At 69.0% G+C, this 10,760-nt stretch carries 11 protein-coding genes; 2 read left to right on the top strand and 9 right to left on the bottom strand.

Annotated features, from left to right (window positions below; all coding sequences use genetic code 11):
- Nucleotides 1-91: 91 nt before the first annotated feature.
- The 9 genes from ACFV4K_RS31690 to ACFV4K_RS31650 form a co-directional block, all read right to left on the bottom strand.
- On the bottom strand, nucleotides 92-1,111 hold the full coding sequence (locus tag ACFV4K_RS31690; RefSeq protein WP_379279891.1) for a lysophospholipid acyltransferase family protein: 1,020 nt from the start codon (nucleotides 1,109-1,111) through the stop codon (nucleotides 92-94).
- Nucleotides 1,108-2,139, bottom strand: a complete 1,032-nt coding sequence (locus tag ACFV4K_RS31685) for an NAD-dependent epimerase/dehydratase family protein (protein WP_379279894.1) — start codon at nucleotides 2,137-2,139, stop codon at nucleotides 1,108-1,110. Before ACFV4K_RS31685 ends, ACFV4K_RS31690 begins: the two co-directional genes overlap by 4 nt.
- A gap of 221 nt (nucleotides 2,140-2,360) precedes the next feature.
- Entirely contained in the window at nucleotides 2,361-2,462 is a 102-nt protein-coding gene (locus ACFV4K_RS31680; protein WP_003402602.1) for a 30S ribosomal protein bS22, read from the bottom strand.
- Between the two features lie 195 nt (nucleotides 2,463-2,657).
- On the bottom strand, nucleotides 2,658-2,903 hold the full coding sequence (locus ACFV4K_RS31675) for a helix-turn-helix domain-containing protein (protein ID WP_154790969.1): 246 nt from the start codon (nucleotides 2,901-2,903) through the stop codon (nucleotides 2,658-2,660).
- Nucleotides 2,904-3,111: 208 nt separating this feature from the next.
- On the bottom strand, nucleotides 3,112-3,933 hold the full coding sequence (proC, locus tag ACFV4K_RS31670) for a pyrroline-5-carboxylate reductase (protein ID WP_379279889.1): 822 nt from the start codon (nucleotides 3,931-3,933) through the stop codon (nucleotides 3,112-3,114).
- 27 nt (nucleotides 3,934-3,960) lie between these two features.
- Nucleotides 3,961-4,857, bottom strand: coding sequence for a thioesterase family protein (locus ACFV4K_RS31665; protein ID WP_379279887.1), 897 nt, complete (start codon nucleotides 4,855-4,857; stop codon nucleotides 3,961-3,963).
- A 103-nt stretch (nucleotides 4,858-4,960) separates the two neighbouring features.
- Nucleotides 4,961-5,881, bottom strand: a complete 921-nt coding sequence (locus tag ACFV4K_RS31660; RefSeq protein WP_379279892.1) for a sugar phosphate isomerase/epimerase family protein — start codon at nucleotides 5,879-5,881, stop codon at nucleotides 4,961-4,963.
- A 22-nt stretch (nucleotides 5,882-5,903) separates the two neighbouring features.
- On the bottom strand, nucleotides 5,904-7,715 hold the full coding sequence (locus ACFV4K_RS31655) for a hypothetical protein (RefSeq protein ID WP_379279885.1): 1,812 nt from the start codon (nucleotides 7,713-7,715) through the stop codon (nucleotides 5,904-5,906).
- Nucleotides 7,712-8,704 (bottom strand): hypothetical protein, encoded by a 993-nt coding sequence (locus ACFV4K_RS31650; protein WP_379279884.1) that lies wholly within the window; start codon nucleotides 8,702-8,704, stop codon nucleotides 7,712-7,714. The genes ACFV4K_RS31655 and ACFV4K_RS31650 overlap by 4 nt, the downstream gene beginning before the upstream one ends.
- Nucleotides 8,705-8,769: 65 nt before the next feature.
- Here ACFV4K_RS31650 and ACFV4K_RS31645 point away from each other — a divergent pair, with 65 nt between their 5' ends.
- Together ACFV4K_RS31645 and ACFV4K_RS31640 are read left to right on the top strand one after the other, a co-directional pair.
- Nucleotides 8,770-9,699 (top strand): hypothetical protein, encoded by a 930-nt coding sequence (locus ACFV4K_RS31645; protein ID WP_379279882.1) that lies wholly within the window; start codon nucleotides 8,770-8,772, stop codon nucleotides 9,697-9,699.
- 105 nt (nucleotides 9,700-9,804) lie between these two features.
- On the top strand, nucleotides 9,805-10,644 hold the full coding sequence (locus ACFV4K_RS31640) for a hypothetical protein (protein ID WP_379279881.1): 840 nt from the start codon (nucleotides 9,805-9,807) through the stop codon (nucleotides 10,642-10,644).
- Nucleotides 10,645-10,760 lie beyond the last annotated feature (116 nt).

The raw sequence follows: 10,760 nt of genomic DNA, 5'->3' as shown, positions 1-10,760 counted from the left end.
GACGGAAATGGGTTGTGCACCCGACCGCCGATCGGGTGCCCAACACTGACGGCTCCCAGCCGCCCGCTGAAGTCGCGGAGAGGCGGGGGAGCTAGCCGGTGAACGGATTCCGGCGCTTGATCAGATTCTTGTACAGCGAGCCCTGAATGGTTTCGCGGACCTGATCGGTGATTTCGAACATCGTCATCGGATCATCGGCGTCCGCGGGCTCGTATCCGGCCGTGGAAATCGGCTCGCCGAATTGGATGTACCACTTCGACGGGAACGGAATCGCGCCGAGCGGACCCAGATGCGGAAACAGCGGCGTCACAGGGAAATACGGAATACCGAGCAGCCGCGCCAAAGGCTTGATATCGGCCAGCTTCGGATAGATCTCCTCCGAACCCACGATCGAGCATGGAATGATCGGCACCCCGGTGCGCACCGCCGCCGACACGAAACCGCCACGGCCGAAACGCTGCAACTTGTAGCGGTCCGAATACGGCTTGCCGACACCCTTGTAACCCTCGGGGAAAACACCCGCGACTTCGCCCGCACGCAAAAGCCTTTCGGCGTCCGCGGGGCAGGCCAGGGTGTGCCCGGCCTTGCGGGCCAGCCCGCCCAGCAGCGGCGTCTCGAAGATCAGGTCGGCGGCCAGCAGGCGCAGCGCGCGCTGCTTGGGGTGCCGGTCGTGCACGGCCAGCTGCAGCATCAGCCCGTCCAGCGGCACCGTGCCCGCGTGGTTGGCCACGATCAGCGCGCCGCCCACCTCGGGGATGTTCTCGATACCCGACACCTCGACCCGGAACCACAGGTCCGACAGCGGCCGCAGCATCGGCAGGATCACCGATTCCAACAGGTGCTCGTCCAGGCCGAACTCGTCGACCTGGTAGTCGCCGGTGAGGCGGCGGCGGGCGAAGTCGGCCGTGTAGCGGACCCCGTCGGCCACGGTTCCCCGGATCATCTCCCCCAGCGACTTGGGCTGCCGCGCTTCGGCCTCGGCGAGCCGATCGGTCAGCGAGGTCACCGGGGTGAGCGCCGGTTCCCCCGCCGGCCACACCCGAGACGGGCGACTGTGCCGCGCCTCGAAGTCCACGTCGTGAAGTCGAATCACCTTCGCTACATCACTCATTGGTGCGCTCCCGTCCCGGCCCCGAGCAGGCCGAGAAGCTTGTTCTCTGCGGCGTCGATCCACGCGGGATCGATCACGGGCCGCAACGCTGCGCCCCCTATGAAGTCGTCGAAGGCCTGCACCGTGGTCCAGCGCGGACCGAAGCCCAGTTCGGTCCGCATCCGGGTGGTGTCCAGGCCACAGCCGAAATGGAAATAGTCGATCTGCTCGGCGGTGAACTCCCGCATCACCGGGCCCATCACGGTGCGCCCGATACTGCGGAACACCGAGTACGGGACCGGGAGTTCGACCCGCCCGGCCCGTCGGATCGCCTGGGACAGCGCCATCGCGCCGTCCCCAGCCACATTGTAGGTGCCGCCGGGGGCCGTCATGGCCCCGTGCACCAGGGCGGCGATGGCGTCCTCCTCGTGCAGCAGCTGCATGCGCGGATCCCGGCCCAGAATGGTCGGCGTGATCGGCGAGCGGAAATACTGCACACCCCGCTTGGCCAGCTGCGGGCCCACGATCGGCGGGAACCGCAGGATGGCCGCCGAGATGTCGGGCCGCCGCCGGGCCAGCCCGCGCACGAAACCCTCCACCTCGATCATGTCCCGCGCGAACCAGCCGCGCGGCGGCGTGCGGGCGCTCATCTCCTCGGTGAACTTCACCGGGTCCTTGGCGCTGCACCCGTAGACGGCGGAGGAGGAACGCACCACCACCCGCCGCACGCTGGAAGCCTTGCGGCACACGGCGAACAGCTGCATGGCGCCCAGGACGTTCATGTCCTTCATGGCGGCGCGGCCGCCACCCGAGGGCGGGCGCGAGAGCGCGGCGGGATGCACCACCGTATCGACCTGATTGCCGTCGATAACCTTGCGGATCAAGGGATTACGAATATCGGCGCGCACGAATTCGGCGCGGCCCATACGGCGCAGCAGCTCACGGCTGGGCTGTTTGGCGTCCACGGCAATGATGCGTTCGACGGCCGGGTCGGCCGCCAACCGGGCCACCACATTGCCGCCGAAGAACCGGCTCGCGCCGGTCACCATCACTACCTTGGGCGGTTGCCCGTCCCGAGTCCCTGCCACTCCGGATCCCACCTGGCCCCCATGCCTTGAATTGTCATCGGGCGTTTTCCCGCTCCCAGGGTAACCGGCGAGTAGGGGGCATTCGAAGGGTATTAACCAGGATCTAACGATGAGTTCGCTCACCCGTGAAGAACGAAAGCCCGCCACCGACGGTGACGGGCTTCCAGCTACGACGCAGCGGCTTACTTGCCGAGTTTTCTGCGCTGCACGCGCGTGCGGCGAAGCAGCTTGCGGTGCTTCTTCTTCGACATGCGCTTGCGGCGCTTCTTGATCACAGAACCCATAGGGTTGTTCCTCGCGTTCTCTCGGGTCATCCCCGCTTCCGCGGGGTGCACACTGTCTGACCCTGCACAGTCCCTACCCGATACGGGCCGAGATGGACCCGGCGGCACCACCGGCACGTACAGGATGCCGGTCCATGCTACCGGGCCACTCTCGGGCGAACGAAACGGGTGGGGCCGATCGGTTATCGGGCCGTACTACCCCGCATCGAAGTAGGACGTCTCCAGATAGTCGTGCACCGCCTTGGCGTGCACCCGGAAGGAACGCCCCACCCGCACCGCGGGCAGCTCTCCCGAATGCACCAACCGGTACACCGTCATTTTGGAAACCCGCATCAGATTCGCGACCTCGGCAACGGTGAGGAACTGCGTTCCCCCTCCGATGACGGATCCCGCGGTGATTGGGCTGTTTCCGGACCTCGCTTGGCTGTTTCCAGACATCATTGCGCCACTGACCTCCGGCACGTCCGCGCCGCCGGCTTCCCCACCGGCGGAACAGACACGCACGTGCTCCTTGAAGCTTAGCGGGACCAGTGGGATTGCTGCGACGGGTGTGAGAAATCAGCCTTTGCTGTGGCGAGTCGGCCTACGGCAGCAAACTAGCAACCGAGCAGTATTGGAAAGTGGGGAGCACACTCACCCACTCTCAACGTTAGTCCGCGATCGCGCCGAGTTCGGCGGAACGGCGTTTTGCGGCGTGCAACGCATCGTGGAAAGCCGATCGCACCGCGCCCCGCTCCAACTCCCGCAGGCCCGCCGCGGTGGTCCCCGCGGGCGAGGTGACGGCCGCGCGCAATTCCACGGCAGACTGACCCGACTCCTCCAGCAGCGCGGCCGAACCGAGCAGCGTCTGCGTCACCAACTGGGTGGCCACGTCGCGGGTCAGGCCCAGGCCCACCGCGCCGTCGATCATCGCCTCGACGATCAGGAAGAAGTACGCCGGACCCGAACCGGACACCGCGGTGACGGCGTCCATCTGCGCCTCGGAGACGGTCACCGCCTTGCCCACCGACTCCAGCATCTCGGTGACCAGGCCCAGCTGCTCCTTGCGGGCGTAGCGGCCGGGAGCGATGGCGCTCATGCCCTGGCCGACCAGCATCGGGGTGTTCGACATGACCCGCACGACCGGGAAGCCGGCGGGCAGCTTGGACTCCATGCGCGCGGTGGTCACCCCGGCCGCCAGCGACACCAGCACCTGATCGTGGTCGGCCGCGCCGAGCTCGGCCTTGCCCAGCTCGATCAGGACCGCGTCCACATCGTTGGGCTTCACCGCGATCACGATGAGGTCGGCCAACTTGCCGGCATCGGCGATGTCGTCGGTGGCGCGGATCCCGAACCGGTCCGCCAGCGCCTCGGCGCGCGCCGGCACCGGCTCGACCACCACCAGATCCTTGTTCGCCTGTCCGGACTCGAGCAGGCCCGCGATCAGCGCCTCCCCGATCCGACCCCCACCGATTACCGCAATCCTCGTCATAGCTCTCAAGGCTAGCGGGGCAGGCGATTACCTCGGCTGGGGGATCAAGGCCAGCTGGCGGCTCTGCGCCACGATCGCGCCCGTGGAGTCGATGACGAGTTGGTCCTCGTCGAACATGCGGTTGCCGACCTCGCGGGCGTGCGCGATGACGCGCAGCCAGCCCGGTGCCGGGCGGCGGCGCAGGTACGTGGTGAGCTGGACCGTGGGGGCCCAGCCGAAGTGGCCGAGGTTCATCGGGACCGGCGGGCTCATGTCGGCGGACATGAGGGCGAAGAAGGCGGACACGTCCGGGTCCTGCTCGTCGCCCGCGAAGGGGCGGATCCACAGGCGCAGACGGGGTTCGGATTTCTCCCCGGCGAGGAAGCGGGCCCAGGTCGGATCGAGGGCGACCGAGGAGCCCCGGGCCACGTGCACGATCTTGCCCATGGGATTGCGGTCGTCGTAGAAGAGCGCGTCGGCGGGCGGTTCCGCGGACATGTCGCCGACGTGGTCGGCGGCGTACTGCGGTTCCCCGTCGTCAAGGTGGCTGAACGTGAGGGCGGTGTGCACCAGGGTGCGGCCGTCCTGGATCAGGCTCGCGTCGACGAGGCCGATCTGGCGGCCCAGCTTGCGGGTGCGGACCTCGTACTCGACCGCACCGGGGACGGGCGCGCCGAGGAAGTCGGTGCTGGCCGAGATCGGGAACATGGCGGCCTGTTCGGGGGCCGTGCGGCGCAGCCATTCGGTGGCCGCGGCGGCGCTGCCCGCGACCATGGTGCCGCCGTGCAGTTTGTCGCCGATGGTCCAGGTGGGCTCGATGGATCCCGCGAAGCGGCCGACGCCGGGGGTGGTCGCGTCGAGGTCGGTCAGCGTGCAGACGCGACTGAACGGCGCGTCGGCCAATTCGCTCGTCGACGCCGGGTCGACGGTCAGCTCCGTGGTCATCCGCTGTCCTTCCGCTGGGTTTTGTACAGCGTAAACGGACCCGGTGAGAATTCCGGACGGGTCGTGGGATGAATCACCCCGGCAACCGGGCCGAATGAGAAACTCAGCCGCGATGCGCGGCCGTCGGCTCCGGCGTCGGCGCGGGCGAGAATCCGTTCAGATGTTCCCGGGCGAAGGACAGCGCCCGATCCAGCATGGCCGCCCGATCCATCGTGGTGCGGGCCATCTGGGTGTTGACCTCGACGACCGCCTGACCGTCGAAACCGTTGCGCATCAACATGTCACAGAGTTCGGCCACCGGCTGGGTGCCCTCCCCCGGGATCAGGTGCTCGTCGGTGGCGGCGCCGCGGCCGTCGGCGAGATGCAGATGGGTCAGGCCCGAGCCCATGCGCTGCGCCAGCACCAGCGGATCCACGCCCGCAGTCGCGGTGTGCGAGGTGTCCAGGGTGTAGTGGCTGTAGCCGGTCTCGGTCGGGTCGTAGGAGGGGCTGAACGTGGTGATGGACGGCCCCGGCCCGCCGCGGCGGCGCAGCCGGTCGATCGAGCTGCCGCGCAGCAGGGTGTCGGCGCGCATCGGGAACATGTTCTCCACCGCGACCGCCACCGGCGACGAATTCTCCAGTTCCGCAACCTGTTTCGCGAAGCCCTCGGCGTAGCGACGCTGCCAGCGGAACGGCGGGTGCACCACCACGGTGGCCGCGCCCAACGCCTCGGCGGTGTGCACGCTGCGGGTGAGTTTCGCGATCGGGTCCGACCCCCAGACCCGTTGCGAGATCAGCAGACACGGGGCGTGCACGGCCAGCACCGGCACGTCGTATTTGTGCGCGAAATGCTGCACGGTGGAAATAGACTGGCTGGCCGGTTCCGCCCAGACCATGAGTTCGACACCGTCGTAACCGAGTTCGGCCGCGTACCGGAACGCCGCCTCGGTGTTCTCCGGATACACCGACGCCGTCGACAGGCCGACCCGGACTTCCCCGCGCCCCGCCCGGCCCTCGGTGCTCGCCCCCTGCGCTTGCACGATATTCCCCACTGCCGCTCCCTGCTCAGTTCGTACTGAGTAGAAAGGCTAGCGGTCCGAGCGTCACGAAGACGCCTACGACGACGGCAATCACAGTGCTGAAAATGTCATCGGTGCGGCGCAGCACGCGCACCAGTGCGACCAGGCCGAGGATCACGACCATGGCCAGGGCCAGGGCCACCCATGGGAGCACTTCCCACATGCGTTCGAAGCCCTTGAACAGCAACATGCCCGCCACCGCGGCGCCCACGCTCTGGCCCGCGATCACCAGCCACTGCCGGCGGTGCTCGTCCTCGTCGGACCGGCCCGCCGATCGCGCGCCCGCGGCCCGCGACCGCGCGCCCGCAGCCCGCGACTGCACGGGCTCGCCGGCCGCACCGCGACCGGCCTTGCGGGTGAAGGCGCCCGCCTTCCGGGTGAGCGCGGAGAACCGCGCGCTCATCGACGACTCGGGCTCGTCGTCGTAGTCGTCGTAGTCGTCGTCGAGCGGCTCATAGAAGTCGGTGAGGTGGTCGTCGGGCTCGGGCTCCGGCGCCACCGCCCCGCGGCCCCGGGAACCGAAGCCGCGGCGTTTGCCCGCGTTTCGCGCATTCCGTTCGGCGCGCTCATCCTCACGCTGCTGGGCATCGCGCAGCAGATCTCCGGCGACCGACTGGCCCGACAGCAGCTGCTGATCGTCGTCGGCGAGCGAGGACCACGCGGCGGTCGGCACCGCGGCCTGATCGCCGCGGTCCGGTTCGGCGTCGGGTCCGGGCCGTCTTCGCGCCGACCACTCCGGCAGCCCGGTGGCCGCGCCGTGATCGACACCGCCGCGGCGATCCCCGAACGGCGGGGCGGGCTGCGGTTCGGGGGCCGGCTGCCGCTGCGACTGGGCCTCGGCGTGTCTGCGGGCCGAGCGCGACATCGGCGGGGCGGCGACGGCCTGCGGCGGTTCGAAGGCGGGGCGGTCCTGGTGCGGAGCGCGCGGTAGCGGCTCCGGCCCCGGCGTCGGCGACCACGCGGGGGCGGCCGGGTTGAACTGGGTGTGGTCCTCGAACGGCGGGCGGGCCACCGCCGGGTTCAACTGGGTGCGCGAGTCGCGCCCGGCGCGGGCGGCGATGTCGCGCATGGCGTCCGAGGCGGCGTCGCGGGTCGCGCCGTTGTCGCCCATGATGCCGCTGTCGCCACGGACGCCGCTGTCGGCCCGGTTGTCGCCGCGGAAGGGGCGCACCTCGTCGGTGGTGTCTTCCTCGGGGTCGTAGCGGCGGCGGCGACCGCCCTCGCGGGGTGCGGGCGGGGCGGGCGGTTCGGCGCCCAGGCCGTCGAGCGCGAAGTCGGAGTCCAGCGGATCGGGCTTGCGGCGGCGGCCGCCGGAGCGGGGCTCGACGGGGGCCGGGGCCGGGGTCTCGGTGGGGGGCCAGTCCAGACCGGCGGACCAGCCCTCGCCGGACGGCTCGGGTAGGGACGGCGGCTGCGGGGCGGGGGCCAGCGGGTCGTAGTACGAGATGGGCCCGGAGAGCGGCGAATAGGCGGGTTCGGGCTCGGCTACCGAATAGGACGAATAGTCCGGCGGGGGCGGGGCCGCGGGAGTGGAGAAGTCGGAGTAATTCGAGAAGTTCGAATAGTTGGAATAGTCCGATTCGGTGACAGCGGGCTCGGGCTCGGCGGCGGCTTCCTCATCCGGCGCGGCATGGGAGGACGATCCGGGCACGATCGGAATGTCACCGGTCAGTTCGGCGACGGAAATGCCCCGACCGCTTCGGCGTCTGCGCCCCCCACCGCTCGCGGAGCCGCCACTTTGCTGCCCGTTCCGCGCCAGTAGCTCGGCGACGGACAGCTGACTTGAATCCTCGGTCATCGAGACACCGTTTCGATCGGGCCCGCCAGGCCGCTGTCGGGGCCGCCGGCTATCGGTTCGCTATCAAGGTCGGTATCCAATTTGCGCAAGATCAATCCCTCTCGCAGCGCCCAGGGACAGATTTCGAGCGTGTCCAGGGACAGTGCCCGCATACTCGCCTCCGCGACCAGCGCACCGGCCACGAGTTGTTGTGACCGATCAGAACTCACGCCTTCCAATTCTGCCCGGTCGGCGGCTGTCATTCTCGATATGAACGCAATCAGCTGCCGCAGGCCGGAACTGGTCAGGGTACGCCGCACACGCGGTCCCGCAACAGAGGGGGCGGCGCCGGTCAGGCGGGCCAGCGAGCGGAAGGTCTTGGAGGTGCCGACGGCTAGATCCGGGCGGCCCACCTCGAGCAGTTGCTTGCTGGGCAGCACCAGCTCGGCGTCGAGCCAGTCGCGCAGCACCGCGACCCGGCGCTTGCCCGGCGGGTCATGGCGCAGCCAGTCCCGAGTGAGGCGGCCGGCGCCCAATTGCAGCGACAATGCCATATCCGGATCCTCGTCCGCGCCGTTGCTCATCTCGAGCGAGCCGCCGCCGATGTCGAGGTTCAGGATCCGGCCCGGGCTCCAGCCGTACCAGCGGCGGACGGCCAGGAAGGTGTGCCGGGCCTCGTCGACGCCGGAGAGCACCTGCAGCTTCACACCGGTCTCGGCGCGAACCCTGGCCAGCACCTCATCGGAGTTGGTGGCCTCGCGGACCGCGGAGGTGGCGAACGCCATCAGCTCCACGCAACCGGAAGTCTTTGCGATACTTGCGAATTCGGCTACCGTAGCGGTCAGCCGGGACGCCCCCGCGGAAGTGATCCGCCCCTGGTCGTCCATGCTCTCGGACAGGCGCAGGGCCGACTTCGTCGAACTCATCGGCATCGGGTGTCCACCACGATGCGCGTCCACCACGAGCAGGTGGACGGTATTGCTTCCCACATCGAGTACACCGAGCCGCACATGAACACGGTACTGGGTGAGTCAGGACTTCTGGCCAGGCGACTGAGCTGTTAGCGTTCCGCATTGTGACGACAGGGGCATCGGCGAGCGGACCGACCGGGCTGCGACCAGCGGCGAAGATCGACCCGACGCCCGAAGTGGAACTCGACTTCCCGCGCGAATGGATCGAATTCGTCGATCCAGCAAATGACGAGCATTTGATCGCGGCGGATCTGACCTGGCTGCTCTCGCGCTGGACCTGCGTTTTCGGCACGCCGGCGTGTCAGGGCATCATCGACGGCCGCGAGAACGACGGCTGCTGCTCGCACGGCGCGTTCCTCTCCGACGAGGAGGACGGCAAGAAGCTGCACAAGGCTGTGAAAATGCTCACACCCGAGGACTGGCAGCTGATGGGCGAGGCGACCGACGACCAGGGCCGCGTCCGCAAGAAGCTGTACCTGGAAGAGGACGACCTCGACGACGAGCCCGCGCTGCGCACCCGGCGGTTCGACGGCGCCTGCATCTTCCTCAATCGCCCCGGTTTCAGCGAGGGCATCGGCTGCGCGCTGCACACCATGGCGTTGCGCAAGGGACTGGAGCCGCTCACCGTGAAGCCGGAGGTGTGCTGGCAGTTGCCGATCCGCCGGACTCAGGAGTGGGTGGAACGCCCGGACGGGGTGGAGATCCTGCGCACCGCCATCGGTGAATACGATCGGCGCGGCTGGGGACCGGGCGGCCTGGACCTGAACTGGTACTGCACCGGTTCACCCGACGCGCACGTCGGCACCCGGCCGGTGTGGGAGGCCTACGCGCCCGAATTGATCGAGCTGATCGGCAAGCCCGCCTACGACGAGCTGGCCCACCACTGCCGGCGGCGACAGGGCCTGGGCATCATGGCGGTGCACCCGGCCACGGCCATCGCTCAGGAGAAGGCCGCCGACGCCCGCGCGGCCGCCGAGAACGGCGTGGCGACCAGCGCGAAGCCGGCGAAGAAGGCGCGGCCCGCGAAGGGGTAGCGGATTACTTGCCGGTAACTTTCTGAAAACTGAAAATTTCACATTGCTGCTCGCTTACTGTGCGTCCGGCCCCACCCCCCGGGCCGCAGCACAGGAGTACGCAAAGTGAGCACAATCCCCATGGGCGGCCGGCACCTCGGTGCCGGACTGTCCGCCCTGGCCATCGCTACCGGGGCCATCTCGGTCCTCGCCACGCACGAGGCCCCCGCCGCCAACGCCACGGTCGACTCGATCACGATTTCCGACCCGAACCCCGTCGTCGGCCACACCTACACCCTCAGCGCCAACCTGAGCGGCTGGGAATTCGGTCTCCTCTGCTACTGGCAGGACAACGGCAGCGCCATCACCAATCCGCCATCCAAGGTGCCGTGGCCGGCCTATCACTCGAGCACCGACTGGACCCCCACCACCCCGGGCAAGCACACCATCACGCTCAAACAGGGCGGCTCCTCCAACACCCTGGTCGTGAACGTGGCCAGCCCCACCACCACAACGGTCCCCCCGACCACCACCACGGTCCCGCCCACCACCACGACGACCGTCCCACCCACCACCACAACGGTCCCCCCGACCACCACAACTGACCCCACCACCACGGTTCCGCCGACCACCACGACCACGGTCCCCCCGACCACCACAACTGAACCGCCCACCACCACAACGCTTCCCCCGAGCACCACAACCGAACCGCCCACCACCACAACAGTTCCCCCGACCACCACGATCGAACCGCCCACCACCACAACAGTTCCCCCGACCACGACCACCACCGAACCGCCCACTACCACCACGGTTCCGCCCACCACTACGGTCCCGCCGACCACGACCACGGATCCGACCACCACGACGGCTCCCCCGACCACCACGACGCCGCCCACCACGACCACCAACCCCCCGAGCGGTGGCGGCACGGGTAGCGCCAACGGTCTGCCCCGCGGGCTCTGACCGAGACCGGCCCACCGGAAACCCCGGCGCACTCGTGAGATACGCCCCCGTGTGGCGTGACCTCGTCGGTCGCGGGAGGCTTACGGCTCGGCCCGAGCGGCCATCCGCCGCCGCTC

The organism is Nocardia sp. NPDC059764 (assembly GCF_042732555.1).
GTDB lineage: Bacteria > Actinomycetota > Actinomycetes > Mycobacteriales > Mycobacteriaceae > Nocardia.
This window is presented reverse-complemented; position numbering and strand designations above follow the sequence as displayed.

Coding starts and splice junctions, on each gene's coding strand:
- ACFV4K_RS31690 (WP_379279891.1), bottom strand. CDS start 1,111: ATGAGTGATGTAGCGAAGGTGATTCGACTTCACGACGTGGACTTCGAG.
- ACFV4K_RS31685 (WP_379279894.1), bottom strand. CDS start 2,139: ATGGTGACCGGCGCGAGCCGGTTCTTCGGCGGCAATGTGGTGGCCCGG.
- ACFV4K_RS31680 (WP_003402602.1), bottom strand. CDS start 2,462: ATGGGTTCTGTGATCAAGAAGCGCCGCAAGCGCATGTCGAAGAAGAAG.
- ACFV4K_RS31675 (WP_154790969.1), bottom strand. CDS start 2,903: ATGATGTCTGGAAACAGCCAAGCGAGGTCCGGAAACAGCCCAATCACC.
- proC (WP_379279889.1), bottom strand. CDS start 3,933: ATGACGAGGATTGCGGTAATCGGTGGGGGTCGGATCGGGGAGGCGCTG.
- ACFV4K_RS31665 (WP_379279887.1), bottom strand. CDS start 4,857: ATGACCACGGAGCTGACCGTCGACCCGGCGTCGACGAGCGAATTGGCC.
- ACFV4K_RS31655 (WP_379279885.1), bottom strand. CDS start 7,715: ATGACCGAGGATTCAAGTCAGCTGTCCGTCGCCGAGCTACTGGCGCGG.